Consider the following 25,911-nt stretch of genomic DNA (forward strand, 5'->3'; position numbering starts at 1 on the left):
GAAGATCGGGGCATGCGGGGCGCGGGGCAACGACGGCGCCGCGGATCGGCCGGGGAGGGCGGCGCGACGCGTCGTCACGCGGCTCGGGTCGGTGGAGGGGCCGACGCGGACGGGGCCGCCGTCGTGCTCACCCCCGCATCAGCGCCGAATCCGGCAGGCGCAGCACGATCCGGTACTCGGTCGCGTCGTGGCTGCGCTCCACGGTCGCCTCGAGCTGGCGCAGGGACATCTCGACCAGCAGCGAGCCGAAGCCCCGGCCCGGCCGCGGTTCGGCCACCCGGGCCATGCGCTCGCGCCAGTCCAGGACCAGCCCGTCCGGGCCCCGCTCCCAGGTCACCGACAGGGACCCGTCCTCGGCCCCGAGCGCGCCGTACTTCACCGAGTTGGTCGCCCATTCGTGCAGGATCATCGCCAGCGACGAGACGTGCCGCCAGTTGATCGCCACCAGGGGGCCCTCGATCACCGTCGGGACATGGTCGCGGTAGGGGCGCAGGGTCGCGCCGATCAGGCCCGCGAGGTCGCTCATGCCCTGGCCGTCGGTGGGGTCGGCGAGCGAATGGGCCCGGCCCAGGGCCGAGATGCGGTCGCGCATGTCGGAGGCGAAGATGCCGATGTCCCGGTGCGTGCGCGAGCCCGCCGAGATCATGCCGCCGATGATGGCGAACAGGTTCTTCACCCGGTGGTTCATCTCCCGCAGCATCAGGTCGCGGGTCTCGGCCAGCGCGTATTCGGGCGAGACGTCGATGCAGACACCGACGATCCGCTTCCGGTCGCCGCTGCGGGTCAGGCGTCCGTAGCTCCGGATGTGCCGGGGCGCGTGGTCGGCCGCCCGGACGCGGATGCGGGCCTCGAACTCGTCGAGGCCGTGGGCGGCCTCGGCGAGCGCCGCCTCCAGGCCGATCCGATCCTCCGGCACCACGCTGGCGACCAGGGCCGGGACGGGGTGCGGCATGTCGGGCGCGAGGCCGAACATCATGCCGGCGGTGCTGTCGACCACGATGGTGGCCGCGTCGGGGCTGTATTCCCAGACCCCGATCCCGCCGGCCTTGACGGCCAGTTCCAGCCGCTCGCGCTCTGCGGTGAGCTGGCGCTCCAGCGAGAGGGCCTCGGTGATGTCGGTGAGCACCAGGGTGGCGCCGTCGACGCTGCCGTTCTGCAGGCGATAGGGCAGGACGCGCAGCGACAGCGTCCGGGCGCCGTCCCGGGTGGTGAGCCGCCGCTGGATCACCGTGCCGCCGGCGCAGACCGCCTCCGCGTCGTGCAGGTAGTCGTGGCCGGCGAGCCGGCTCGATACGTCGGCCAGCGGCCGCCCCCGGTCGCCGGCCTGGAGCGGGAAGATCGTGGTGGCGGCCGCCGTGAAGCTGCGCACCCGCAGGTCGCGGTCGAGAACGATGACGGCGAGATCGGTCGATTCGAAGAAGTTGCGCAGGTCGGCATTGGCGATGGTGAGCTGCTCGACCTTGGTCTTCAGCTCGTCGTTGACCGTGGACAGCTCCTCGTTCGTCGATTGGAGCTCCTCGTTCATCGACATCATTTCTTCGTTGGAGCTCTTCAGCTCCTCGTTCGTCGTCTCCAGCTCCTCGACGGCCGAGCGCAGCTTGTAGCGCGTGCGCAGCAATTCCTCTTCCAGCGCCTCGACATGGTCGCCGCCGGCATCCAGCTCGATCAGGTCGAGGTCGGTCGACGGCTCGAAGGCGCCGGTGTCGCGCAGAACCAGCAGCATCGAGCCGTCCGGCAGCGGATCGCAGACGAGTTCGACCTGCTGCAGGCCGTATTCCGAGCGGATCTCCACGTCCCGCACCACCACGCGCTTGCGCGCGTCCCGGGTCCGGCGCAGCAGGGGGCCGAGCACGTCGCGCAGGCCCGGCCGCGCCAGCGTGATGGCGCTGGTGCCGCCGGTCCGCGTGACCGGGAAGTCGAAGTAGCGGCTGAGCCGCCCGTAGGCGCTGATGATGCCGCCATCCTCGTTCAGCACCATGCTGGGCGGGGCGTAGCGCTCGATCACCCGGCGCACGGCCGCGGACTCGTCGGAGATCGACGGGTCGCCCCGGCGCTCCTCGCGCCCGCCGCGCCGCACCTCGCCCCGCCGGGCGCTGCCGGGCAGGTCGATCGGGTATTGCGGCGAGCCCGGGGGCCGCTCGAACAGGCGGGCGTGCTGGTCGATGACCGGGAACAGGTGCTCGAACCGGCTCACGCTCTCGGAGGGGCCGAGGAACAGGTAGCCGCCCGGCCGCACCGCGTAGTGGAACAGGGGCACCACCGACTGCTGCAGGCGCTCGTCGAAATAGATCAGCAGGTTGCGGCAGGAGAGCAGGTCGACCCGGGAGAAGGGCGGGTCCTTCACGAGGCTGTGGCTGGAGAAGCGGATCAGGTCGCGGATCTCGGCCGCGAGGGTGAAGCGCTCGGCGTGCGGAACGACGTAGCGCTCGCGCATGGAGGCCGGGATGTCGGCCAGCGCCGCGGCCGGGTAGGTGGCCTCCCGGGCGATCTGGAGCATCCGCTCGTCGATGTCGGTGGCGAAGATCTGCACCGCCAGAGGCAGGTCGAGGCCGCGGGCGGTCTCGGCGAACAGCATGGCGATGCTGTAGGCCTCCTCGCCGCTGGAGCAGCCCGGGATCCAGACCCGGATGTCCTCGTCCGGGTCGCGGTTGCGCAGCAGCGGCTCCACCGCCCGCTCGCGCAGGACTTCGAACAGCTCGGCGTCGCGGAAGAAGCGGGTGACGTTGATCAGGAGGTCGCGGAACAGCGCCTCGCACTCGGCCTTGTCGGCCCGGACGCGCGCCAGATAGGCCCGGCCGGATTCGAGGCCGAGCACATGCATGCGCCGCTCGACCCGACGCACCAGGGTCGTGCGCTTGTATCCGGCAAAGTCATGGCCCACCGCCGAGCGCAGCACCCGGCAGAGGTCGTCGAGATGGTCGGCGACCGGGCCCGATTCCTCGCCGCCCGCATCGGCGCCCCGGCGGCGGAAGAAGGCCGAGAGGCAATCCACGATCTCGCCGGGCGGCTGCACGAAGTCGACGAGGCCGGTGCCGACCGCCGAGAGCGGCATGCCGTCGTAGCGGGCCGTGTCCGGCTGCTGCACCACGCAGACGCCGCCATGCTCCTTGACGGCCCGCAGGCCGGTGGTCCCGTCGGCCCCCGTGCCCGACAGGATCACGCAGGCCGCGTTGGCCTGCTGATCGACCGCGAGCGAGAGGAAGAAGTCGTCGATCGGCCGGCGCAGGCCCCGCGGCTGCACGAACTGCGTGAGTTCGAGGACGCCGTTCTGGATGACCAAGCCCCGGCCCGGCGGGATGATGTAGACCTTGTCGCCGGCGATCCGCTCGCCGCCCTCGCACTGGAGCACCTCCAGCCCGGTATGCCGGTCGAGCAGCTGGGCCAGCATGCTCTCGTGGTTGGGGTCAAGGTGCTGGACGATGACGAAGGCCATGCCGGTCGGCGTCCGGGCGCGGGCCAGCATCTCGCGCAGGGCTTCGAGCCCGCCCGCCGAGGCGCCGATCCCCACCACCGGCCCGGTGAAGGGAGGAGCCACGACCTGCCCGGCACCGTCCAGGACCGCGGAGGCTCCCGCCCCGGGCTCGTCAAGGAAATCCTGGTGCATCGAGATCCGCGAGGGTGAGCTTGGCCTGCGCGACGGTGGCGACGGTGTTGGCGATCGTCATCAGGGAGCCTTCGATGACGATGCCGCTCTCAGCAAGCGTCGGAGTCAGCCGGGACAGGGTCCGGCTCAGTTCGGCATCGTACGCGGAAAGCAGCTCCGGTTGCGAGCGGCTGACGTCGAATTGGGATGCGAAAAGAAAGCGCACCTCGCCCGAAAGCGCGGTCAATTTTGACATGTACAGCAGATTGACGAACGGACGTCCGTCCTTACGGAAATTCAGGATCGTGGTGCGCACGGCGCCGATCCGGTCGTCCTCCAGGAAGGCGTGGATCTTGGCCCGGGCCTCCCGGTTCTCCGCGTCCTTTTGCAGGAGGCGGCAATTGCGGCCGACGACATCGGCCGCGTCGTACCCGGTCAGCTGATGAAACCGCTCGTTGACCAGCAGCAGCGGGTTGTCGGCGGTGACGGCAGCCAGCGCCAGGGCGATGTGGGAGCTATCGAAATAGCTCTTGAGTTCGGCCGGAATGTCCTGCGTCTGCACGGCAGATCCCCTGTCACCTTTCTGTTCGGCACGTCGCGGCCGGTCCGGCCGTCCCACGCGGCAGCCCGCCACCTTAAGGACGGCCACGCTGTCCGGTTCCCGATTTGGGCGGTGGAGCAACGTTTCGTGAGACCCTGTGGGTCCTGTGCCGCACCCGTACCTGTTCCAAAGACCGGGAACGGCCACCGGGCCTCGTCCCTCTCCCATCCCGGCTACCGGATGCACCTATCTCCATTGGAGAGGCGAAGGTGGCTCCGCGCCTCTCCCTCCCCCGCAGAGGCTACCGGATGCACACATCTCCGGCGAACATCGACGCTGGCGGCCGAGTTGCAGCGCATGATGTGTGAATCCGCAAGCCCGCTGAGGGAGGAGGGCGGGCGCACGAGCCATCCGGCGGCCCCACTTAGCAACCGCGCGATGATTCCAAACCCGATGTGTGAGTCCACAAGCCCGCAGTGGGGGAGGGGGAGACGCAGAGCCGTTCGCGCCTGTCTTCCCCAACCGGGACGCGGGATCCGCAAAGCCCGACGGCGGACTGCCGCCCGCCTTACCCCTCGCCCGCGATGATCCCCCGGATCCGGGTGGCGAGCGCCTCCAGCGCGAAGGGTTTCGTCATCACCTGCATGCCGGGCCCGAGATGGCCGTGGTTGAGGGCGGCGTTCTCGGCGTAGCCGGTGATGAACAGAACCTTGAGATCCGGGCGATGCGCGCGCGCGGCCTCGGCCATCTGGCGGCCGTTCATGCCGCCGGGCAGGCCGACATCGGTGATCAGCATGTCGATGCGCACATCCGATTGCAGCACCTTCAGGCCCGAGGCGCCGTCCGCCGCCTCGATCGCCGCGTAGCCGAGATCCTCCAGCACCTCGGTGACCAGCATCCGCACGGTGGGCTCGTCGTCCACCACCAGCACGGTCTCGCCCTGCTCGGCGCGCGGCGCGTGGGCGAGGTCGGGCAGGATCGTCTCGCCGTCGGCCTCGCCGAGATGGCGGGGCAGGTACAGGCAGACCATCGTGCCCTGGCCGAACTCCGAGTAGATCCGCACCTGCCCGCCGGACTGCTTGGCGAAGCCGTAGATCATCGACAGGCCGAGCCCGGTGCCCTCGCCGATGGGCTTCGTCGTGAAGAACGGGTCGAAGGCCTTGGCGGCGATGTCCGGGGTCATGCCGGTGCCGTTGTCCGAGACGCAGAGCGTCACGTACTGCCCCGGCTCCAGGTCGCGCTCCTGTCCGGCCCTGTGGTCGAGCCAGCGGTTGGCGGTCTCGATGACGATGCGGCCGCCGTCGGGCAGGGCGTCCCGGGCGTTGAGGCAGAGGTTGAGCAGCGCGTTCTCCAGCTGGCTCGGATCGACCAGCGTGGGCCAGAGGCCGCCGGCCCCGATCGACTCGATCGCCACCGCGGGGCCGACCGTGCGGCGCACCAGCTCCATCATGCCCTCGACGAGGCGGTTCACGTCGGTGGGCTTCGGGTCGAGGGTCTGGCGGCGCGAGAAGGCGAGCAGCCGGTGGGTGAGGGCCGCGGCGCGCCGGGCCGCCCCCTGGGCCGCGGCGATATAGCGGTCGAGGTCGCCGACCCGGCCCTGAAGCATCCGGGTCTGCATCAGCTCCAGCGAGCCGACGACCCCGGCCAGCATGTTGTTGAAGTCGTGGGCGAGGCCGCCGGTCAATTGTCCGACCGCCTCCATCTTCTGCGATTGCCGCAGGGCCTCCTCGGCCCGCATCAGCTCGGCGGTCCGCTCGGCGACGCGCTGCTCCAGGGTCTCGTTGAGGCTGCGCAGGGCCGCGGCGGCCCGATCGCGCTCCGCCTCGACGGCGCGGCGCTCGTCCACGTCGAGGAGGACACCCGGGAAGCTGAGCGGCGTGCCGTCGGGCCCGTGGTCGACGCGGCCGTTCGCCTCCAGCCAGTAGTAGCGCCCGTCGGCGCGGCGGACCCGGTACTGGTGCGCGTAGGCCCCGCCCCGGGCGATCGCTTCGTCGATCGCCGCGGCGAGCCCGGCCCGGTCGTCGGGGTGGACGGTCGCCACCACCTGGGCGAGGCTCAACCCCTCGCGCCCGAGGTCCGGGTCCAGGCCAAAACTCCGCGCAAAAGCCTCGTCCACGGTGAAGCGGTCGCTCGGCAGGTCCCACAGCCACGTGCCGATGATCGCGCCCGCCGCCAGGGCGAGCTGGACGCGCTCCACGTTCGTGCGGGCGATCGCTTCGCTGGCGCGGAGCGCATCCTCCGCCTTCCGGCGCGCCGTGATGTCCCGGAACAGCACCGAGACCTGGCGCCGGCTCGGCGGCTCGATCCGGACCGCCGAGACCTCGATGGTGCGGTCCACCAGCGCGAAGTAGCGCTCGAACCGGATCGGCGTGCCGGTGCGCAGCACGCCGCCGTAGAGGGCGAGCCACGCCTCCGCGTCGTCGGGCGGGACGAGGCCGCGCAGGGTTCGCCCGACGATGCCGGCGATGCCGGTATGCCGCTCGTAGCCCGGGTTGGCCTCGACGTGGACGTAGTCGCTCAGCGGACCGTGCGGCCCGTCGAGGAAGGTGATGACGCAGAAGCCGTCGTCGATCGCCTCGAACAGGGTGCGGTAACGTTCCTCGCTGGCGCGCAGGGCCTGCTCGGCCTCGTGCAGGTCCGTGATGTCGCGCAAAATCGTGACGAAGCCCGCGGCGCTGCCGGCCGGATCGCGCAGGGGCATCGTCTCGCCGGAGACCCAGCGGTGCGCCCCGTCGGCACGCAGGCGCCAGCCGGCCTCCTCGGCGCGGCCCAGGTCCAGGGCGGTGCGCAGCGTCCGCTCCGGGCGGCCCTCCGCCCGGTCCTCCGGGGTGAACAGCTCCGCGACCGGCCGGCCGCGCATCGCGTCCGTAATCCAGCCGAGGATGTTGGTCGCCCCGGCATTCCAGCCGGTGACGCGCCCCGCCGGGTCGGTGGCGATGAGGGCGATGTGCGTGGCGCCGTCGAGGGCCGCCCAGGGGTGCGGCGCGCGCGCCGATCCGCCGTCCTCCGCCGGGGATCCGGCCGCCCGGGCCCGGAGCGCGGCGGCCTCCGCCTCCAGCGCTCGGGCGCGTCGCAGGAGGTCGTCGGACCCGGGCGCCCCCATGGTCAGGCCGCGCACCGCGCCGGAGCGCGCGCAGGCAGGGTGCGGCCGGTCTCGGTAAGGGCGATGCGGGTGGCGGGCACGGGATCAGCCTGCGGCAAAACGGACGTTGCGTGGGCGCCTTCTGCCGGAAACCGGCCCGGGGCGCCACCTCGCCGCACGCATCCGGGACCCGGTCCCGACCCGGACTCCGACCTAACGCGGCTCCGCGAGCCGGCAGGCCGCGCCGCTCGCCCGGGGATAGCCGTAGTAGATCGCCTCGGCCTGCACGGCGCCGCCGCCGGCAACTTCCGGCACCGACACCGTCTGCGTGTCGAGGACCGCGCCGCCGGCGCCCGTGAAGGTGCAGAGGATCGCGACGGTCGTTACCGGATCGGATCCCGCGTTGCGCAGCGTGACCTGAGCCCGCTGCGGCTCGTGCGAATCCGGCGGCGTGTGCAGGCGGGTGTCCTGGATCGCCAGGGACCCCGCAGCCCGGACCGGCGCGGCCGTCCCGACGAGCAGACCGGCCGCCATGAGGATCCGGAGTCGCAGCCCTGCCTTGATCATCCGATCCCTCGCTCAGTTGCGCAGCGGCTTGGCGTCGATCTGCATCCGGTAGATCGTTGTCGGGAACTTCACCGCCGAGGCCTCGCCGCCGTTCATCGCGGGCGTGCGGTTCATCTGCGCTGCCGGGATCCAGAGGCCGCCGTCCTCGTCGATCCACATGGCGTCGACCCAGACGAGGCGCGGGTCCTGGACGAGCGTGCTCATCGCGCCGTCCGGCGCGATCTTGAGGATACGCAGGCCGTCCGTGTCGCTCGCGTAGATGGTGCCGCTCGCGTCGATCGCCGTGCCGCCCGTCGCCACGGTGGCGGCGTGGAGCTTGACGTGCTTGGCCCGCTCGGCGTCGCTCACGGAGGCGTCGTCGAGGTAGCGGGTCTCGATGCTGTAGAGCGGGCCGGTGCAGGCTTGGTAGTAGAAGGTCTTGCCGTCCGGCGAGACTTCGAGCTGGTCGGCGTGGATGAACAGCAGCTTGTCCTTGTCGTCTCGCAGCACCCGGCCCTGGCCGGTGAGCGGGCGCTGGGCGATCGTCGACCAGTGCCCGTCGAGCGCCCGGCGCAGGCCCCCGGTGTCGAGGTCGAGGACGAGCAGCCCGGGCTGTCCGGCATCGGTCAGGTAGACGTGGCGGCCGTTGAAGCGGAAATCGTCGATGAAGCTCTTGTCCGTGGTGGCCGCCTGGAGCGGGTAGACCTTGCGCACGGTGTTGGTGGCCAGATCGATCTGCACGAGCTTGGGACCGCCCGGCAGCGGCGCCGCCCCCATCCCGGGCGCGCCCTTGTCGACCACCCAGAGGTCGCCGTCCGGCCCGATCCGGATGGCGTTGACCGCCACGAAGGCCTTGGCCGGGTCGTCCCCGCTCTTCCAGTCGTTCCACCCCGCGTCGGGATAGGGCACGGCCTTGCCGTCCTTCCACTCGCCGAGCTCGATGCCCGTATCCTTGGACTGGCGCTGGAACGGCGAGAACACCCGGCCGTCCTTGGAGCGGGTGACGCCGTTGAATACGAGGCTGTCCGACTGGATCATCGGCTTCAGGGCGTCGGATCCGGCCGGCGCGTCCTCGGCGCGGGCGGCGCCGTTCAGGGCGGCCACGAGCAGGAGGGCGATGAAGGAGGGGCGTATCATGCGGCGTCCCGGGTCGCTTGAGCGAAAGCTGTCGGCGGAAAGCGCACAGAGCGCTCGGTGTTCCGCAGCCCGATGCGACGCTTCGCCCGGGCTGGATCCCGTGTATATAAGAACATATAGTGAACACACAGTGAGGGCCGCGTCGGGCGGCCGGGGAGGAGCGCGGGATGGCACGCTACCGTTTCCACTGCACCAACGGCCTCGAATGCGTGTTCGACGCCCGCGGCGCCGAGGTCCGCGCCGCCGGGCGTTTGAGCGCCCGGGCCGAGCGGGTCGCGGCCGACGTGCGGCGCACGCTGGCGAACCGGACCGACTGGGCCGATTGGCGGGTCAGCGTCCACGATCTGACCGGCCGGCGCGTCCTCGTGCAGCCCTTCGAGGCCGTGCGGGAGCGGGTGAAGGCGGCGGCCTAGAATGGTCGCGCGGATGACGACGTCCCCGCCGCAGAAACCGGGCCTGCTGCAGGCGGGTGCGAGCCCGGGGGAGATGGATCAGACCATCCGTCCGGTGAGCCTTTCCGAGTTCATCGGCCAGCGGGCGGCCCGGGCCAACATGCAGATCTTCATCGAGGCGGCGCGCAAGACCGGTCAGGCGCTCGATCACGTCCTGTTCGTCGGGCCCCCCGGGCTGGGCAAGACGACGCTGGCCCAGATCGTCGCCCGCGAACTCGGCGTCAACTTCCGCTCCACGTCCGGGCCGGTCATCGCCAAGGCCGGCGATCTCGCCGCCCAGCTCACCAACCTCGACGAGCGCGACGTCCTGTTCATCGACGAGATCCACCGCCTCAACCCGGCGGTCGAGGAGATCCTCTATCCGGCCATGGAGGACTACCAGCTCGACCTGATCATCGGCGAGGGTCCGGCCGCGCGCTCGGTCAAGATCGACCTGCCCAAGTTCACGCTCGTCGGCGCCACCACGCGGGCCGGCCTGCTGACGACGCCGTTGCGCGACCGGTTCGGCATCCCGATCCGGCTGGAGTTCTACGAGATCGACGAGCTGGAGCAGATCGTGGCCCGCGGCGCGCGGGTGCTGGGCCTCGGCATGTCGGCGGAGGGCGCCAACGAGATCGCAAGGCGCGCGCGGGGCACGCCGCGGATCGCGGGGCGGCTGCTGCGGCGGGTGCGGGACTTCGCGATTGTGGCCGAGGCCGAGACGGTGACGCGGGCGATCGCCGACCGGGCGCTGAAGCTGCTGGACGTGGACGAGGCGGGCCTCGACGTGATGGACCGCAAGTACCTGAGCCTGATCGTACGCTCGTTCGGGGGCGGTCCCGTGGGGATCGAGACGATCGGAGCGGCCCTGTCGGAGCCGCGGGACGCGATCGAGGACATCATCGAGCCCTACCTGATCCAGCGCGGCTTCGTGCAGCGCACCCCGCGCGGGCGGGTGCTCACCCGCCACGCCTACCGGCATTTAGGCTTGCCCGTGCCGGATCGGGATGAGGTCGTGGTGGCGGCGTGAGGCCGCTGGCCCATCTGCGCACGTCGCTGGCTGAGTACTGGCACCGGATACGGCTGCGCGTCGACAGGATGAGGCGCGGGTGCCCTCGCCCGTGCGGGAGAGGGACTGGGTGAGGGATGAGAGCGTCCAGAACCTATCGCGCCGCGTCGGCGCTTCGATGGTGTGCCCGATCCTGAGAGTTCTGGTCCCTCACCCCAACCCTCTCCCGCACGAAAGAGGGGGCCGGTCGCGCTCTGTCGACAGCGTCAGTGCCCGATCCGGAACTGGTTCAAGATGACCGCCCAGCCCGCCTGCGCAGCAGCATGTCGGGGATGAAATCGCGGTCGGTCAGCGCGGCCGCCACCACCGCCAGCAGCCCGAGATGCAACGCCGCCGCCGCGAGCGCCGGGCTCAGCAGCGCCCCGAGCGCGACGGAGGCCCCCGCCATGGCGGGCGGCCCGGCGACGTAGATGGCGGTCCGCCACGGGCCGGCGGGCTGGGCGAGGCGCCAGAAGCAGGCGGCGACCGCCGCGAGCGCCAGCCCGCCCTTGATCGCCGCCATGAAGCGGATCACCCGGACGAGATCGGGATCGACGGTCGCGGCCGGCGCGCGCAGAGCCGCCGCACTGGCGCCGAGGAGCGCCACGGCCGTCAGCAGCAGGAGGGCGATGCGGGCCGGGTGCCTCTGGCCGGCTGCCCGGTCGGGCAGGGCCCAGCCGGCCCGATGGATGTCGGCACGCATCGGCTCCTCCCCTCAACGCAGCTGCTGCTGCGCCTTCTCGGCCTCGGTCGGCGGCCGCGCCCGGTCGGCCCCCTCGGCGGCGGGCGTGGCGACCGGCGCATCCGGATAGGCGACGTTCGGCGCTTTGCCGGTGCTGCCGACCGAGCTGTTGGGCTGGCCGGGCGTCGCCGCCGCGTCCGGCGGCAGGGCGCCGTTCGGACCCGGCTGCTGGGCCAGGGCGGCGCCCGGAAGCGTCAAAGCGACGAGGGCGGCGGACAGCCATCCGGCGCGGCGGGCGTGTGGGTGCATCGCCATCCCTCAGATCTCGCCGCGGGACATCATCCCGGCCATCGCGTCGGCCTGCCGGATCGCCAGCGCCACGATAGTCAGGGTCGGGTTGCAGGCCGCGCTCGTGGTGAACTGGCTGCCGTCCGAGACGAACAGGTTCTTCACGTCGTGGGTCTGCCCGAAGGCGTTGACTACGCCGTCCTGCGCCTTGGCGCTCATCCGGTTGGTGCCGAGGTTATGGGTGCTCGGATAGGGCGGGGTCGGGAAGGTCTTGGTGGCCCCCACCGCCTCGTAGATCGCCGCCCCCTGGCGGAACGCGTGGGCTCGCATCGCGGTGTCGTTGGGGTGGTCGTCGTAATGGACGCTCGCCACCGGCATGCCCTGCGCGTCCTTCACGGTCGGGTCGAGGGTGATGCGGTTCTGGGCCTGAGGCAGGTCCTCGCCGACGATCCACATCCCGGCGAGGTTGGCGTAGCCGTCCATCACCGAGGTGAAGCCGCGGCCCCAGGCGCCGGGATTGAGGAAGGCCGCCATGAACGGCACGCCGAGCGAGAGCGTCTCCAGCTCGTAGCCGCCCGCGAAGCCCCGGGACGGGTCGTGGCGCGCCTCGTCGCGCACGATCCCCGCCATGGTGGTGCCCCGGTACATGTGCACCGGCCGCTCGAACATCCCGTAGACCGTGCCGGTGGTGTGGCGCATGTAGTTGCGTCCGACCTGGCCGGAGGAGTTGGCGAGCCCGTCCGGGAACAGCGACGAGGCCGAGTTGAGCAGCAGCCGCGGGCTCTCGATCGAGTTGCCGGCGACCGCCACGATCCGCGCCTTCTGGCGCTGCATCGCCCCGGTCGCATCGGCATAGACCACGCCCGTGACCTTGCCGGCGGCGTCGTGCTCGATCTTCACCACCATGGATTTCGGGCGGACCTCGAGGTAGCCGGTCTCCTCGCCCTTCGGGATCTCGGTGTAGAGGGTCGACCACTTCGCCCCCGACTTGCAGCCCTGGAAGCAGAAGCCGATCTGCATGCACGAGGAACGGTTGTCCCGGGGCACGCTGTTGATCGCCATGCGCCCGGTATGGACCTCCTTGTAGCCGATCTTGGTGGCCCCGGCCTGCAGCACCTTGAAGTTGTTGTTGCCCGGCAGGCCCGGCAGGCCGTTGGTGCGGGTGACGCCCATCTTCTCCTCGGCCCGGGCGTACCAGGGCTCCAGCTCGGCCAGCGTCACCGGCCAGTCGAGGAGGTTGGCGCCCGGGATGTCGCCGTAATGGTCGCGGGTGCGGAACTCGTGGTCCTCGAACCGCAGGGACGCCCCGGCCCAGTGGGTCGTGGTGCCGCCCACCGCCTTGACGATCCAGGCCGGCAGGTTGGGGAAATCGCGGGCCACCCGCCAGTCACCCGAGGTGGTGCGCGCGTCCTTCCAGGCGAGCTGGGCGAAGCTTTCCCACTCGTCGTTGATGAAGTCGGCGATCTCGTAGCGGTCGCCGGCCTCCAGGATCACGGTCTTGATGCCGCGCTGGGCCAGCTCGTTGCCGAGCGTCCCGCCGCCGGCCCCCGAGCCGACGATGACGACGACGGAGTCGTCGGTGAGGTCGAAGCGTGCCATCGGTGCCCCCTCAGACCTTGCCGACCCAGTCGATGTCGTTGAAGCCGCGCTCCAGGTAGCCGCCGTGCTCGGCCGAGGAGCCCTCGTAGCCGAGCTTCCGCCACAGCGGCTTCTGGTTGTAGAGCGAGACCACGAGATCGGCGCGGATCTTCTTGAAGAAGTCTCCGGTCTCGATGCCCCGGAGCAGGGGAACCCGGTCGTCCTCCCAGCCGACACCCAGGTAGGGCTGGCCGTGCTTGGCCTGCGCGGCGGCGTCGAGCCGGGCCACGCCCTGTTCGAGGAGCGTGCGCGTGTCGCCGTCGCCGGCGGCCTTGGCGTCCCAGGGCAGGATCGCGGTGCGGTAGTATTGGTCGGAGAGCTGGTCGTGGGGGTAGATGTCCCGGGCCATCAGCACCAGGGTCTTGAGGCAATGCGGCGTCAGGGCCTGTGCGCCCTCCGCCCAGGCGTCGGAGGCTGCCAGCGGCGTGCCCGCCGCCAGGGCCGCAACGGGCGCGGCGCTGGCCGCCCCTTTGAGAAAGCTCCGCCGGTCGACCGGCGTGCGCCTGTCTACGAGCCTCATCGTTCCTCCCGTGCTCCGATTGGCGGAGCAACTTGTATTTTGAACGATTAAAGCGCGGACTTGGTGATCTGTCTACCGGGATGACGGCGACGGAAATTTCAAATTGTCGCATGGATAGGCTTGGGCGCGCAGCGTTGCAGGAGCGAGGATCACAATCTCCGGTTCATTCCAAAGACTTGACCGGAGGCCGCCGGCATTTCAGCGCGCCGGTTTCATGACGCTCTTGTTGCCGGCTCATGTGACAGGATCCGGCGACCAAGCCGTTTCTTGCCGAAGGCAATGATTATCCAGCCCAACCCCCCTCATCCTGAGGTGCCGGAGCGCAGCGGAGGCCTCGAAGGAGCCCTCCAGCCAGCCGCGCGATCCCTGGAGCCCTCCTTCGAGGCCCGCTGACGCGGGCACCTCAGGATGAGGTGGTGGGGTGGGATTACCCGTTTGGATACCGGGGCCCAGGGCCCCGGTGCCGGACTGCTGACGGTCTCACGCCTTCCGGATGTTCCACAGGATCGGGAACCCCACGACGCGGCCGGTGAGGTTGCGCCGGTAGGAGGTCATCGACCGGTAGGAGCCGACCGGCACGTAGACCACCTCGTCGAGCGCCACCCGCTGTATGTCGGCGCAGATCGCCTTGCGCGACGCCTCGTCGGGGGCGGCGAACCACGCGGTGCGCAACGCCTCCAGCTTCGGGATCGTCGGCCAGCCGAACCACGCATTGGCGCCGTTGGCCCGCAATGGCTGGAGCGCGGCCGGGTCGGCGTTGTCGAAGGATGAGAACGTGGTCAGCAGCACCGACCAGCCGCCCTTGTCGACCGGCTCGCGCGAGACCCGGCGCTGGATCACGGTGCCCCAGTCGCTGAGCGCCGTCTCCACGTTGAAGCCGATCCGCGGCAGGAGATCGGCCGCCACCTGGGTGATCGCCGAGGGCGCCAGGATGTCGGTCGGGCCGATCAGCCGGACCTTCGCGCCGTTGTAGCCCGCCGCCTTCAGGAGGGACTTGGCCTTGTCGAGGCTGCGCGGCCCGGTCAGCACGTCGAGGCCCGCCTCGGTCGCCATCGGCGTGCCCGGCGTGAAGATCCCGCAGCGGTCGTTGTAGTTGGCCGGATCGTCGCCCGCGACCGCCGCCATGAAGTCGCTCTGGAGGATGGCCGGCAGCACCGCCCGGCGCACCGCGACATCGTCGAAGGGCGGATGCAGGTGGTTCATCCGCAGGATGGCGGGGTTGGTCAGCCGGTCGAGCCCCTCCACCACGATATCGCGGTTGCGGGCGAGCAGCTGCTGAAGCTCGGGCGGCGGCTGCTCGTACCAGTCGATCTCGCCGTTCTGCAGGGCCGCCGCCGCCGTGGCGCCGTCCGCGATGATCTGCCACTCGATCCGGTCGAAATGCGCGACCTTGCCGCCGGCCGTCAGGCTCGGTGCCCCGGGGGCCGGCACGTAGCCGGCGTGCCGCTCGTAGACCATCAGGCTGCCGGAGTTGAACTCGTCGGCCTTCCAGCGGAACGGTCCGGAGCCTGTGGCGTCGGTGATCTGCTTGAACGGATCGGTGCGGGCGATCCGCTCGGGCATGATGAAGGCGGGCTGGCTGACGCTCGCCAGGGCGTTCGGCAGCAGCGGGAACGGTTGCTTGAGCCGGAACACGATCGTGGAATCGCCGTCGGCGCTCAGTTCGTCGGTCGCCGCCATCAGCACCTGGCCGAAGCCGTTCCGCGCCGCCCAGCGCCGGATGCTGGCGACGCAGTCCCGCGCCAGGACCGGCGTGCCGTCGTGGAAGCGCAGGCCCTCGCGCAGGGTGATGGTGACCCGGCGCCCGTCCTCCTCGACCGCGTGGCCGGCGGCCATCTGCGGGCGGGGCTGGAGGCCGGCATCGAGGCCGAACAGCGTGTCGTAGATGACGTAGGCGTGGTTGCGGGTCACGATCGCCGTCGTCCAGATCGGGTCGATCGAGGTCACGTTCGCCTGGGGCACCATGCGCAGGATCCGGTTGCCCTGGGCCCGTCCGATCCGGGGGGCCGCCAGGGTCGCGGCCCCTGCGGCGAGGAATGTGCGGCGCTTCATCCGTGCTCCTGGTCCCGAGAGGGGCAAGCGTAGCAACCGCCGGACCAGGCGGCGCGTGCTGGCCGTCGATCGCAATGCCTGCGGGCTAACCGGCGTCGAAGGCGGGCGCGCCGTAGGGATAGAAGTCGCCGGGCTTGAGGTGCTGGTAGGGCAGGGCGTCGAGATGCACCGTCCCGACGAACGGCTCGGGCGGCTCGACCAGCAGGATCGTCCTGGCGTAGCCGCCGTCGTCGAAGCCGCGGCGGAAATGGACCCGGGACTTGATCGCCACCACGTCGAAATCCTCCGGCTCGAGGCCGAGGTCCCAGAGTTCCGAGGGCTCCATGATCTGGACGAGGTAGGGGCTGAGGACCAGGAGGTTGCCCTCGCCGAAGGCGACGCACAGCCACGTGCCGGCGCCCCGGCCGGTCGTGCCCGGAACGACGGCCTGCACCGTCCCGTTGACGCGAACCGGGACGCCCGCGGAGGGCTCCGCCTCACCATCTACGGGGCCGCCGATCTCCGCGTCGAACGAATCGCCGACCTTTACGCCCCCGACCATCAGCCGGTCCAGCACCGCGGGCGAGGCGACCGTGGCGATCAGCGTGCGCGCCAGCCCCTGGGCCAGCACCTCGGCGAGGAGCCACGTCGCCCGGCCCGAGCGGTCGCTGTAATCGGCGAGCACGACCGGCGCCGCGCCCCCACGCACGGCCTCGGATGCCTTGGCGACCCCATCCCGCACCGGATGGATCGCGACGCTCGACACCAGGGCCGCCCGGTGCCGCCACGTCCAGGCCGCCATGTCGCGGGCGATCCGGTCGGCCAGATCGGGATCGCCGTTCGTCAGTACCTGGACCGCCATGCCGGCATCCGGCACGTCCGACCAGGGGAAGCCGAAGAACACGTTGACGAAGACGTCGGGCTCCCGCGCCTCCCAGACCAGGGCGCGCTGCACGAGGTCCGACCAGGGCGCGGCGCCCGTCCACATCACCACCGTCGGCGCGAGGATCGGGATGGGGATCGTCCGGTGCGCCGGGCGGAAGCTGCCGCGGATCGTCCGCACCAGCATCCGCGCCGCGCGCTGCCCCTGGAGATGCATGTCGTAATGCGGGAAGTACTTCACCGCGAACGCCATGTCGGCGTGGTGCAGGAACTCGGCATCCTCGTTGCCGTGCGGGTCGAAGGTCGCGGCGATCGGCACGCCCGGCCCCACCACCGCCCGCACCCGACGGGCGATCTCGGCCTCGGGCCGCGGCACGCCGCGCACCGCCATCGCCCCGTGCAGCGCGAGGTAGACCCCGTCGAACGGCGCCCCCGCCTTCAGTTCCGCCAGCATCACGCCGAGGAAATGTTCGAACGCGTCCTGCGTCACCCAGCCCGAGCCGATGCCGGTGCGCGGCCAGAGCGGCGAGGTGAGGCCGACGAGCTCGACCCCCTCGTATTCCCGGGCGACCTGGACGAAACCGCCCATGTAGCCCTTGGGATCGGTGGCGAGCAGCGCTTCGCCGCCCGCCGGGGAGCCCGGATAGATGAAGTCCTCGCGGGTCGTGTCGTTCGGCAGGAACGTCACGGTCTCGTGGGTGAACTGGAGCACGGCGACGCGCATCGGCTGCTGTCTCCTCGGCGCCTGTCGGGAAGGGGTTTCCAAAGGGCTTCAGCCCCTTGGCGGGTGTTCAGGCAAAGTCCTGGTCCTTGGCCCTGAGATGATTTCCAGGGCTCTGCCCTGGACCCGCGAAAGGTCTCGACCTTTCGAAACCATGACGTGATCCGTCCGTGCGACGCGGGACATCGTGCGCTCCCGTCTGGCAGCCTCTCAAGCCGGCCGGACGTCGTAGAATTGCGGGAAGCCGGTGCGCAGGCCGGTCAGCCCGCGATAGGCCGTGGCCTCGTAGTAGGCGCCCAGCGGCAGGTACGGCACGTCGATGAAGAACTGCCGCTGGATCTCGGCGCAGATCGCCTTCTGGGCGGCGGGATCGGGCGCGGCGAACCACTGCGCGCGCAACGCCTCCAGCCGCGGGGCCCGGGGCCAGCCGAACCACGCCTGATCGCCGTTGCCGCGGATGCCGAGCTGGCCCGCGGGATCGAAGTTGTTGGTGCCGTTCAGGTAGGTGACGAAGGTGCTCCAGCCGCCCTTGTCGGGGGGCTGGCGGCTCGCCCGGCGCTGCACCAGGGTGCCCCAATCCATCGCGACGACATCGACGTTCAGCCCGCTCTTCTGGAACGCCTCGGCGGCGACCAGCGCCAGCGGGTGGGTGGCGGGATAGTCGGTCGGATCGAGCATGACGACGCGCTCGCCCCGGTAGCCGGCCTCCGTGAGGGCGCGCTTCACCGCGCCGAAGTCGCGGGGGCCGACCAGCACCCCGGTGCCCGCCTGCGTGGCCATCGGCGAATCGGGGCTGAAGACCCCGACATGGTCCTTCCACAGGGCACGCTCGTCGCCCGCCACCGCGCTCATGAACTCGGTCTGGTCGATGGCGCCGAGCAGCGCCCGGCGGATCGCCGGATTGTCGAAGGGCGGGTGCAGGTGGTTGAAGCGCAGGCAGCCGATGCCGCCGGCCACGTCGAGCACCTCCAGCCGGATCTCCGGCTTGGCCCGGAGCAGCCCCTGCAGGTCCGGTGTCGGGTTCTGCCACCAGTCGACCTCGCCGGCCGCCAGCGCGCTCGCGGCCGTAGAGGCGTCGGGCACGATCCGCCACTCGACCCGCTCGACATGCGCGCGCTTCGGCCCGGCGGTGAAGCTCGCCGTGCCGTCTGCCCGGGGCACGTAGCCGTCGAAGCGCTCGTAGACGGTGAGCGCCCCCGGGACCCGCTCGTCCGCCTTGAAACGGAACGGGCCGGAGCCGACCATCTCGGTCACCTGGACGTTGGGATCGGTCTTCGCCAGGCGCTCCGGCATGATGCAGGGCATCGACGTGCCGGTCTTGCCGAGCGCCGCGGGCAGCAGCGGGAAGGGCCGCTTCAGGCGGAACACCACGTCCCGGTCGGAGGCGGCGGTGAGTTCGTCGGTGGCCTCCATCAGCGCCCGGGCGAAGGCGTCGCGGGCGGCGAAGCGGCGGATGCTCGCCACCGCGTCGCGGGCCAGTACCGGCTCGCCGTCATGGAAGCGCAGGCCCTCCCGCAGGGTGAGCCGCCAGAGGCGGCCGTCCGCCTCGACCGCGTGCCCCGCCACCATCTGCGGCTCGAAGTCGTAGCGCGCGGTCTGGCCGTAGAGGGTGTCGAAGACGAGGTAGCCGTGGTTGCGCGTCACGGTCGCGGTCGTCCAGACCGGATCGATGACCGCGACGTCGCTCTCCGGGACGAAGCGCAGGACCTTGGCGGGCCGCGCCAAGGCGGGCCGGGCCAGGGATGCCGGAGCCAGGGACGCGGCGGCCAGGCCCCCGAGGACATCGCGGCGCCTCATGGGCTCTCGTCCGGGCTGGTCACCATCGGAAATCGCACGCCCTTCGCCTCGTTTCGCGCCGCATAGTGGCCCCCCGGCGGTGGCGAGGCAAATCCGGGGCCCGCCTGAGTGGCTCGCCTGGTCGGCGGCGTCGCCCGGATCTTCAGCGTCGTCAGCAAGGTCTGGGGTGTGGGGCTCGCGCTGCCCTGGCTGTGGGGGCCGGGCGTCCTGGCGCTCTACGCCGTGGCGGCCTCCGACAAGCGCGCCGACGGGCTGGTCGATGCCGCGTGCCGCCTTCGTGCCCCGGGCGGGGGCTGGACGAATGTCCGCGCCGTGCCGATCACGAACGCAGACGGACTATGAGCATCAATAAAATCCTTGCGCAGATCTCGGGCGCTTCATGCTGGTAAAGCGGGCGACAAGAGATTCAACATGGTATCCCGGAAGATCGGGAGGCACGGATTCGGATTGTCCTGTCGCCATGCGATCAGGAGCTTCGAGCGCGCTGGCCCGGGCGCCTCGATCGGGCGCAGCGCGACGTTTGCCATGCTGATGTTCACGGCGCTGTCGGGGACGAGCGCCAGACCGATCTCGGCTCCGACGAGCGCCAGCATCGCGTGCAGCTGGTTGACCCGCTGCACAACCTTCGGCCGAATGCCGGCTTCGTTGAACAGATTGTCGAGAAGGTCGATGAAATACCGTCCGCCGCGCGGTGACCACGTCACGAGGGCCTGACCGTCGAGATCTCCGAGCGTCGGCTGGTCTCCGCGCGCGAAGGGATGGCTCTGCGGGACGGCCAGGAGCAGCTGTTCGGACGCGATGACCGCGGTCGCAAGGCGTGTCCGCGGATCCAAAAGCGCCGGCGTGGGCCTGAGGAGGCCGAGATCGATGCGGTTCTCCTCAAGGGCCAGGATCTGCTCGTCGGAGACCATTTCCTCCAGCACGAGATCCAGGGCGGGAAGCGTTGCGCGGCTGTGGGCGACGATCCGCGGGAGGGTCCGGTAGGCCGAGGCGGCCGTGAAACTCAGTCGGATCGTACCGCTCTCGCCGCTCGCGGTGCGGCGCGTCAGACGGGTTGCGCTCTCCACCGCCGCGATCACCCGGTAGGCCTCGGCCAGGAACGTCCGTCCCGCTGGCGTCAGACGCACGGCCCGCGTCGTCCGCTCCAGCAGCGTGACGCCCAGCGCCTGCTCCAGCATCTGGATCTGCCGCGAGAGCGGCGATTGCGTCAGGTTCAGTCGCGCCGCAGCCCGGCCGAAATGCATCTCCTCGGCGACGGCGATGAAGCTCCGGGCGTGACTGACCTCGAACATTGATGCAAAATGCGGGATAATTCAGTTAAAATCAACGTTGGACGCATAAATTCCAGCGTCTTATCCGTGTCTCGATACCGGAAAGGTACGATTCAGGGAGCGAGACAAATGACGCGGATGACCCCCGTGGAGATGGCGCGGACGCTCGGCTCCGGACTGCTCTCCTTCCCCGTCACGCATTTCAACGATGATCTGTCGGTCAACGAGACCGCCTATCGCGACAACCTCAGCCGTCTGGCCGACCACAAGGTCTCCGGCCTCTTCGCCGCCGGCGGTACCGGCGAGTTCTTCTCGCTCACCCCCTCCGAGATCGACCGCGTCGTGCGCGCCTGCGTCGAGGAGACCCGCGGCCGCACGCCGGTCATCGCCCCCGCCGGCCAGGGCACGGCGCTGGCCTGCGAGCTCGCCCAGGCGGCCGAAGCGGCGGGCGCCGACGGCATCCTGCTATTGCCGCCCTACCTCGTCGGCTCCGAGCAGGCGGGCCTCGCGGCGCATATCGAGGCGGTGTGCAAGGCGACCTCCCTCGGGATCATCGTCTACAATCGCGCCAATGCGCAGCTGAACGAGCAGACGCTGGCCGGCCTCTGCGCGCGCAACCCAAACCTCGTGGGCTTCAAGGACGGCGTCGGCGACGTCGAGCTGATGACCCGGATCTACGCCGGCCTCGGCGACCGCCTGACCTATGTCGGTGGCCTGCCGACCGCCGAGACCTTCGCCCTGCCGTATCTGGAGATGGGCGTGACGACCTACTCGTCGGCGATCTTCAATTTCCTGCCCGAATGGGCCCTGTCGTTCTACGACATGGTCCGCCGCCGCGACCGGGATGGCGTCTACCGGGAGCTGCGCGATTTCGTGCTGCCCTACATCGCGATCCGCAACCGGAAGCGCGGCTACGCCGTCTCGATCGTCAAGGCGGGCATGACCGCGGTCGGCCGCCATGCGGGCCCCGTCCGTCCGCCGCTGACCGATTTCGACGCCGCCGAGATCGCCGAGCTGAAGGCGCTGATCGGCGACCGCCGCTGACCTCCTAACCCATCACCAACGACCAACCGCCGAGCCAACGGCGGCACGATCGACCGCCCGGACTCAATCGGGCGGCGCTCACCCTGGGAGAACGTCCATGAGTGCCTCCACGAGTGCCTCCGCGGGCGGCACGACGAGCACCGTGCTCGTCGACGCCAACGCGGCGCGCCGCACCCGCGTCCGCATCCTCATCGTGCTGATGCTGTTCGCGGCCACCACGATCAACTACGCCGACCGCGCCACCATCTCCATCGCCGGGCCCGCCATGGCCAAGGAACTCGGCCTCACGCCGGTCCAGATGGGCTACGTCTTCTCGGCCTTCGCGTGGTCCTACGTCCTCGCCCAGATCCCCGGCGGCTGGCTCCTCGACCGCTACGGGGTGAAATGGGTCTACGCGGCGGCCATCGCCCTGTGGTCCGGCTTCACCCTGTTGCAGGGGGCCGTGGGCTTCTTCACAGGTCTCACCGCCGTGGTGATGCTCTTCGCCCTGCGTCTCGCGGTCGGCCTCACCGAGGCGCCGGTCTTTCCGGCCAATGCCCGCATCGTCGCCGCGTGGTTCCCCACCCGGGAGCGGGGCATGGCTTCGGCCTTCTTCAACTCGGCGCAGTATTTCGCCACCGTGCTCTTCACACCGCTGATGGCCTGGATCGTCCACACTTTCGGCTGGCACCATGTCTTCACCAGCATGGGCATCCTCGGCATCGCCTTCGCGGTCCTGTGGCTCCAGCTGCTCGACGGCCCGAAGAAGCACGCGCTGATCAACAAGGCCGAGCTCGACTACATCGAGGCGGGCGGCGCCCTGCTCGACCTGGACGGACAGGGATCGAAGACGCAGGTCAACACCGGCAAGACCCTGCGCGAGCTGCTGTCCAACCGGATGCTGCTCGGGATCTATGTCGGCCAGTACTGCATCACGGTCCTGACCTACTTCTTCCTCACATGGTTCCCGGTCTACCTCGTCAAGGAGCGCGGCCTGTCGATCCTGCAGGCGGGTTTCGCCGCGGTGCTGCCGGCGCTGTGCGGCTTCATCGGCGGCATCCTCGGGGGCGTCATTTCGGACATGCTCCTGCGCCGGGGATACTCGCTGACCGCCGCCCGCAAGATCCCGATCGTGGGCGGCATGCTGCTCTCGATGAGCATCATCGGCTGCAACTACGTCCAGGCGGATGCCCTCGTGGTCGGGCTGATGGCGCTCGCCTTCTTCGGCAAGGGCATCGGGGCGCTGGGTTGGGCGGTCGTCTCCGACACCTCGCCCAAGCAGAGCGGCGGCCTCTCGGGCGGCCTGTTCAACACCTTCGGCAACACCGCCGGCATCACCACACCGATCGCGATCGGCTACATCGTGCAGCAGACGGGCTCGTTCAACGGCGCCCTGGTCTTCGTGGGCCTGAACGCCCTGGTGGCCTGCTTCTGCTACCTCGTCGTGGTCGGCGAGATCCGCCGCGTCGAGCTCAGGAGCGCCTGACGCCCACGATCGGGCCGGCTCGAGGACGCCGGCCCGCCTTCGATGATCCCGCCGCGCGCGTCGTGCCGCGTGGCCGGCGTCCCACAAGAATCGCAGGAGGACACGCTATGTCGCTCGAGACCCGCCACGCCGCCCGCAACACGCCGACCGTCACGGAGATGAAGGTCGTGCCGGTCGCCGGGCACGACAGCATGCTCCTGAACCTCTCGGGGGCGCATGGCCCCTACTTCACCCGAAACCTCGTGGTGCTGACCGACTCGACCGGAGCGACGGGCCTCGGCGAGGTTCCCGGCGGCGAGGGCATCCGCAAGACGCTGGAAGACGCCCGCGCCCTCGTCGTCGGCCAGCCGCTCGGTGCCTGGAACGCGGTCCTGCAGACCATGCGCCGCCACTTCGCCGATCGCGATGTCGGGGGGCGGGGCCTGCAGACTTTCGATCTGCGCATCACCATCCACGCGGTCACGGCCGTGGAATCCGCGTTTCTCGACCTGCTCGGGCAATATCTCGACGTGCCGGTCGCCGCGCTCCTCGGGGAGGGCCAGCAGCGCGATGCGGTCGAGATGCTGGGCTACCTCTTCTATGTCGGCGACCGCCGCAGGACGGACCTCGGCTACCGCGCCCCGGCCGCCCGGGACGGCTGGTTCCGGCTCCGCGACGAGGAGGCCCTGACACCAGACGCCATCGCGCGGCTCGCGGAAGCGGCCTATGCGCAGTACGGCTTCAACGACTTCAAGCTGAAGGGCGGCGTCCTGCGCGGCGAAGAGGAGATCGCCGCCGTCACCGCCATCCACGACCGCTTCCCGCAGGCCCGCGTCACCCTCGACCCCAACGGGGCGTGGTCGTTGGAGGAGGCGATCCGCCTGTGCAAGGGGCAGGGCCACGTGCTGGCCTATGCCGAGGACCCGTGCGGGGCGGAACAGGGCTTCTCCGGCCGCGAGATCATGGCCGAGTTCCGGCGGGCCACCGGCCTGCCCATCGCGACCAACATGATCGCCACCGACTGGCGCCAGATGAACCACGCGATCCAGCTCGGCGCCGTCGATATCCCGCTGGCCGATCCGCATTTCTGGACGCTGGCCGGCTCGGTGCGCGTGGCCCAACTGTGCCGCGACCACGGGCTGACCTGGGGCTCGCACTCGAACAACCATTTCGACGTGTCGCTCGCCATGTTCACCCACGTCGCGGCCGCGGCCCCCGGCACCGTCACGGCCATCGACACCCACTGGATCTGGCAGGACGGCGAGCGTCTGACGAAGGAGCCCCTGGCGATCCGCGGCGGCCTCGTGCGGGTGCCGGAGCGGTCCGGCCTCGGGATCGAGCTCGACTGGCCGGCGGTGGAGGCGGCGAACGCCCTCTACCGCGAGCACGGCCTCGGCGCCCGCGACGACGCGGCGGCGATGCAGTTCCTCGTCCCGAACTGGACGTTCGACAACAAGAAGCCCTGCCTCGTCCGCTAGGGCGAGACCTGCCGGCCATTCGAACGGGATCGACAGCATGACCTTCAGCAGCGACAACCTGATCGGCGGCGAGCGCGTGCCGGGCGCGGGGGCGCCCTGGCGCGCAACCGAGGCCGCCACCGGGGCCGCCCTGGAACCGGCTTTCGCCTCCGCGACGGCCGAGCAGGCCGAGCAGGCCTGCGCGCGCGCGGCCGCCGCCTTCGACACCTACCGCGAGACACCGCTCCCGGCCCGTGCCGACTTCCTCGATGCCATCGCCCGCAACATCCTCGACCTCGGCGACGACCTCGTCACCCGCTGCATGGCCGAGACCGGCCTGCCCCGCCCGCGGATCGAGGGCGAGCGCGGCCGCACCGTCGGGCAGCTGCGGATGTTCGCCGAGGTGGTCCGCCGCGGCGCCTTCCTCGGCCTGCGCGTCGATCCGGCCCAGCCCGAGCGCAAGCCCTTGCCGCGTCCGGATCTGCGCCTGCGCCGCATCGCGGTCGGCCCCGTGCTGGTCTTCGGCGCGTCGAACTTCCCGCTCGCCTTCTCGGTGGCGGGCGGCGACACCGCCTCGGCGCTGGCCGCCGGCTGCCCGGTCGTGGTGAAGGCGCATCCGGCCCATCCCGGCACCGCGTCCCTGGTCGGCGAGGCGATCCGCGAGGCGGTCGCCGCGTGCGGCCTGCCGGCCGGCGTTTTCGCCCTCCTGTTCGAGCCGGGCATCGCGATCGGCCAGCGCCTCGCCGCCGATCCGCGCATCGCCGCGATCGGCTTCACCGGCTCCCGCCGCGGCGGCACCGCGCTGATGCAGATCGCCGCCGCGCGCCCCACGCCGATCCCGGTCTATGCCGAGATGAGCAGCATCAACCCGGTGGTTCTGATGCCGGCGGCGCTCGCGGCCCGCGGCGCGGAGATCGGCAAAGCCTTCGTCGGTTCGCTGACCCTCGGCTCCGGACAGTTCTGCACCAATCCCGGCCTCGTCCTGGCGGTCGACGGTCCCGGTCTCGACGTCTTCCTCGCCGCGGCCTCCGAGGCCCTGCCGGGCGTCGCGGCGGCGACCATGCTGACGCCGGGGATCCACGAGGCCTATTGCGCGGGCGTCGCCGCCCTGGAGGTCAATCCGGCCGTCCAGACGGTGGCCCTGGGCCGGAGCGGCACCGGCCAGCAGGGCCAGCCCGCCCTGTTCGCCACGACCGGTGCCGCCTTCCTCGACGACCACCGCCTCGCGGACGAGGTGTTCGGTGCGGCCTCCCTCGTCGTGCGGTGCGCGGATGCGGCGGAACTCCGGGTGGTCCTCGAGAGTCTCGAAGGCCAGCTCACCGCCGCCCTGCACATGGATCCCGCCGATCACGCAGCGGCACGCGGGCTCCTTCCGGTCCTGGAGCGCAAAGTCGGGCGCATCCTGGTGAACGGCTTCGGCACGGGCGTCGAGGTGGGCCACGCCATGGTTCATGGCGGGCCGTTCCCGGCGACGTCGGACGGCCGCACGACCTCGGTCGGCAGCCTCGCCATCGACCGCTTCCTGCGCCCGGTGAGCTACCAGGACATGCCGGAGGCCCTGCTGCCGGACGCGTTGACCGAGGCGAATCCGTCGGACCTGCCGCGAAGCGTCGACGGCGCCTGAGGCGCGTCTCATCGGGCTGGACGCGCGCCGCTTCCGTTCGCCCTAAGAGGGATGGCTGAGAACGGGGCCGTGCGCGTCGGGTCGCGCCCTTCCCGGACAAGCGAGCAGGCGATAGCCGAACGCGGCGTCTCGATACTCCGGTCG

20 protein-coding genes are annotated in these 25,911 nt (G+C 70.7%); 7 read left to right on the forward strand and 13 right to left on the reverse strand.

Annotated elements, in window-relative coordinates; all coding sequences use genetic code 11:
• Positions 1 to 127: 127 nt before the first annotated feature.
• The 5 genes from AAHG09_RS13530 to AAHG09_RS13550 all read right to left on the reverse strand — a co-directional run bounded on the left by AAHG09_RS13530 (position 128) and on the right by AAHG09_RS13550 (position 8,889).
• Positions 128 to 3,604, reverse strand: coding sequence for a CheR family methyltransferase (locus AAHG09_RS13530; protein ID WP_342107816.1), 3,477 nt, complete (start codon positions 3,602 to 3,604; stop codon positions 128 to 130).
• The gene (locus AAHG09_RS13535; RefSeq protein ID WP_342107817.1) at positions 3,585 to 4,145 is read right to left on the reverse strand and encodes a PAS domain-containing protein; all 561 of its coding nucleotides are present in this window, start codon (positions 4,143 to 4,145) and stop codon (positions 3,585 to 3,587) included. The genes AAHG09_RS13530 and AAHG09_RS13535 overlap by 20 nt, the downstream gene beginning before the upstream one ends.
• A 547-nt stretch (positions 4,146 to 4,692) precedes the next feature.
• Positions 4,693 to 7,227 carry a PAS domain S-box protein gene (locus AAHG09_RS13540; RefSeq protein WP_342108146.1) on the reverse strand — a complete coding sequence of 845 codons (2,535 nt, stop codon included), beginning with the start codon at positions 7,225 to 7,227 and terminating at the stop codon, positions 4,693 to 4,695.
• Between the two features lie 192 nt (positions 7,228 to 7,419).
• Complete coding sequence (locus AAHG09_RS13545) at positions 7,420 to 7,773, reverse strand: hypothetical protein (RefSeq protein ID WP_342107818.1); 354 nt, start codon at positions 7,771 to 7,773, stop codon at positions 7,420 to 7,422.
• A 12-nt stretch (positions 7,774 to 7,785) separates the two neighbouring features.
• Positions 7,786 to 8,889, reverse strand: coding sequence for an SMP-30/gluconolactonase/LRE family protein (locus tag AAHG09_RS13550; RefSeq protein ID WP_412760035.1), 1,104 nt, complete (start codon positions 8,887 to 8,889; stop codon positions 7,786 to 7,788).
• Positions 8,890 to 9,056: 167 nt separating this feature from the next.
• Here AAHG09_RS13550 and AAHG09_RS13555 point away from each other — a divergent pair, with 167 nt between their 5' ends.
• Both AAHG09_RS13555 and ruvB read left to right on the forward strand, forming a co-directional pair.
• Complete coding sequence (locus AAHG09_RS13555; RefSeq protein ID WP_342107819.1) at positions 9,057 to 9,302, forward strand: DUF6894 family protein; 246 nt, start codon at positions 9,057 to 9,059, stop codon at positions 9,300 to 9,302.
• Positions 9,303 to 9,315: 13 nt separating this feature from the next.
• Entirely contained in the window at positions 9,316 to 10,350 is a 1,035-nt protein-coding gene (gene ruvB, locus AAHG09_RS13560; protein WP_412760036.1) for a Holliday junction branch migration DNA helicase RuvB, read from the forward strand.
• A gap of 268 nt (positions 10,351 to 10,618) precedes the next feature.
• Here the strand turns inward: ruvB and AAHG09_RS13565 are convergent, their stop codons facing one another.
• The 7 genes from AAHG09_RS13565 to AAHG09_RS13595 form a co-directional block, all read right to left on the reverse strand.
• Positions 10,619 to 11,071, reverse strand: a complete 453-nt coding sequence (locus AAHG09_RS13565) for a hypothetical protein (RefSeq protein ID WP_342107820.1) — start codon at positions 11,069 to 11,071, stop codon at positions 10,619 to 10,621.
• Between the two features lie 12 nt (positions 11,072 to 11,083).
• Positions 11,084 to 11,365: a hypothetical protein gene (locus AAHG09_RS13570; RefSeq protein ID WP_342107822.1), complete on the reverse strand. Its 282-nt coding sequence runs from the start codon at positions 11,363 to 11,365 to the stop codon at positions 11,084 to 11,086.
• Positions 11,366 to 11,368: 3 nt separating this feature from the next.
• Complete coding sequence (locus tag AAHG09_RS13575; protein ID WP_342107823.1) at positions 11,369 to 12,937, reverse strand: GMC family oxidoreductase; 1,569 nt, start codon at positions 12,935 to 12,937, stop codon at positions 11,369 to 11,371.
• A 10-nt stretch (positions 12,938 to 12,947) separates the two neighbouring features.
• On the reverse strand, positions 12,948 to 13,496 hold the full coding sequence (locus AAHG09_RS13580) for a twin-arginine translocation signal domain-containing protein (RefSeq protein WP_342107824.1): 549 nt from the start codon (positions 13,494 to 13,496) through the stop codon (positions 12,948 to 12,950).
• A gap of 480 nt (positions 13,497 to 13,976) precedes the next feature.
• Entirely contained in the window at positions 13,977 to 15,548 is a 1,572-nt protein-coding gene (locus tag AAHG09_RS13585; RefSeq protein ID WP_342107825.1) for an ABC transporter substrate-binding protein, read from the reverse strand.
• Positions 15,549 to 15,633: 85 nt separating this feature from the next.
• Complete coding sequence (locus AAHG09_RS13590; protein WP_342107827.1) at positions 15,634 to 17,133, reverse strand: M81 family metallopeptidase; 1,500 nt, start codon at positions 17,131 to 17,133, stop codon at positions 15,634 to 15,636.
• A gap of 207 nt (positions 17,134 to 17,340) precedes the next feature.
• The gene (locus tag AAHG09_RS13595; RefSeq protein ID WP_342107828.1) at positions 17,341 to 18,927 is read right to left on the reverse strand and encodes an ABC transporter substrate-binding protein; all 1,587 of its coding nucleotides are present in this window, start codon (positions 18,925 to 18,927) and stop codon (positions 17,341 to 17,343) included.
• A gap of 108 nt (positions 18,928 to 19,035) precedes the next feature.
• Between AAHG09_RS13595 and AAHG09_RS13600 the strand changes: the two genes are divergently transcribed.
• A complete protein-coding gene (locus AAHG09_RS13600; protein WP_342107829.1) occupies positions 19,036 to 19,269 on the forward strand; it encodes a hypothetical protein in 234 nt (77 codons plus the stop codon).
• A 35-nt stretch (positions 19,270 to 19,304) separates the two neighbouring features.
• On the opposite strand, the gene AAHG09_RS13605 is transcribed toward AAHG09_RS13600, so the two are convergent.
• The gene (locus tag AAHG09_RS13605; protein ID WP_342107830.1) at positions 19,305 to 20,219 is read right to left on the reverse strand and encodes a LysR family transcriptional regulator; all 915 of its coding nucleotides are present in this window, start codon (positions 20,217 to 20,219) and stop codon (positions 19,305 to 19,307) included.
• Between the two features lie 108 nt (positions 20,220 to 20,327).
• Between AAHG09_RS13605 and kdgD the strand changes: the two genes are divergently transcribed.
• The 4 genes from kdgD to AAHG09_RS13625 all read left to right on the forward strand — a co-directional run bounded on the left by kdgD (position 20,328) and on the right by AAHG09_RS13625 (position 25,767).
• Positions 20,328 to 21,242: a 5-dehydro-4-deoxyglucarate dehydratase gene (gene kdgD, locus AAHG09_RS13610; RefSeq protein ID WP_342107831.1), complete on the forward strand. Its 915-nt coding sequence runs from the start codon at positions 20,328 to 20,330 to the stop codon at positions 21,240 to 21,242.
• Positions 21,243 to 21,339: 97 nt separating this feature from the next.
• The gene (locus AAHG09_RS13615; RefSeq protein WP_342107832.1) at positions 21,340 to 22,707 is read left to right on the forward strand and encodes an MFS transporter; all 1,368 of its coding nucleotides are present in this window, start codon (positions 21,340 to 21,342) and stop codon (positions 22,705 to 22,707) included.
• Between the two features lie 107 nt (positions 22,708 to 22,814).
• Complete coding sequence (gudD, locus tag AAHG09_RS13620; protein WP_342107833.1) at positions 22,815 to 24,164, forward strand: glucarate dehydratase; 1,350 nt, start codon at positions 22,815 to 22,817, stop codon at positions 24,162 to 24,164.
• A gap of 37 nt (positions 24,165 to 24,201) precedes the next feature.
• Complete coding sequence (locus AAHG09_RS13625; protein WP_342107834.1) at positions 24,202 to 25,767, forward strand: aldehyde dehydrogenase (NADP(+)); 1,566 nt, start codon at positions 24,202 to 24,204, stop codon at positions 25,765 to 25,767.
• Positions 25,768 to 25,911 lie beyond the last annotated feature (144 nt).

Source organism: Methylobacterium guangdongense (assembly GCF_038442355.1).
In the GTDB taxonomy this organism is placed as follows: domain Bacteria; phylum Pseudomonadota; class Alphaproteobacteria; order Rhizobiales; family Beijerinckiaceae; genus Methylobacterium; species Methylobacterium guangdongense.

Coding starts and splice junctions, on each gene's coding strand:
- AAHG09_RS13530 (WP_342107816.1), bottom strand. CDS start 3,604: ATGCACCAGGATTTCCTTGACGAGCCCGGGGCGGGAGCCTCCGCGGTC.
- AAHG09_RS13540 (WP_342108146.1), bottom strand. CDS start 7,227: ATGGGGGCGCCCGGGTCCGACGACCTCCTGCGACGCGCCCGAGCGCTG.
- AAHG09_RS13545 (WP_342107818.1), bottom strand. CDS start 7,773: ATGATCAAGGCAGGGCTGCGACTCCGGATCCTCATGGCGGCCGGTCTG.
- AAHG09_RS13550 (WP_412760035.1), bottom strand. CDS start 8,889: ATGATACGCCCCTCCTTCATCGCCCTCCTGCTCGTGGCCGCCCTGAAC.
- AAHG09_RS13555 (WP_342107819.1), top strand. CDS start 9,057: ATGGCACGCTACCGTTTCCACTGCACCAACGGCCTCGAATGCGTGTTC.
- ruvB (WP_412760036.1), top strand. CDS start 9,316: ATGACGACGTCCCCGCCGCAGAAACCGGGCCTGCTGCAGGCGGGTGCG.
- AAHG09_RS13565 (WP_342107820.1), bottom strand. CDS start 11,071: ATGCGTGCCGACATCCATCGGGCCGGCTGGGCCCTGCCCGACCGGGCA.
- AAHG09_RS13570 (WP_342107822.1), bottom strand. CDS start 11,365: ATGGCGATGCACCCACACGCCCGCCGCGCCGGATGGCTGTCCGCCGCC.
- AAHG09_RS13575 (WP_342107823.1), bottom strand. CDS start 12,937: ATGGCACGCTTCGACCTCACCGACGACTCCGTCGTCGTCATCGTCGGC.
- AAHG09_RS13580 (WP_342107824.1), bottom strand. CDS start 13,496: ATGAGGCTCGTAGACAGGCGCACGCCGGTCGACCGGCGGAGCTTTCTC.
- AAHG09_RS13585 (WP_342107825.1), bottom strand. CDS start 15,548: ATGAAGCGCCGCACATTCCTCGCCGCAGGGGCCGCGACCCTGGCGGCC.
- AAHG09_RS13590 (WP_342107827.1), bottom strand. CDS start 17,133: ATGCGCGTCGCCGTGCTCCAGTTCACCCACGAGACCGTGACGTTCCTG.
- AAHG09_RS13595 (WP_342107828.1), bottom strand. CDS start 18,927: ATGAGGCGCCGCGATGTCCTCGGGGGCCTGGCCGCCGCGTCCCTGGCT.
- AAHG09_RS13605 (WP_342107830.1), bottom strand. CDS start 20,219: ATGTTCGAGGTCAGTCACGCCCGGAGCTTCATCGCCGTCGCCGAGGAG.
- kdgD (WP_342107831.1), top strand. CDS start 20,328: ATGACGCGGATGACCCCCGTGGAGATGGCGCGGACGCTCGGCTCCGGA.
- AAHG09_RS13615 (WP_342107832.1), top strand. CDS start 21,340: ATGAGTGCCTCCACGAGTGCCTCCGCGGGCGGCACGACGAGCACCGTG.
- gudD (WP_342107833.1), top strand. CDS start 22,815: ATGTCGCTCGAGACCCGCCACGCCGCCCGCAACACGCCGACCGTCACG.
- AAHG09_RS13625 (WP_342107834.1), top strand. CDS start 24,202: ATGACCTTCAGCAGCGACAACCTGATCGGCGGCGAGCGCGTGCCGGGC.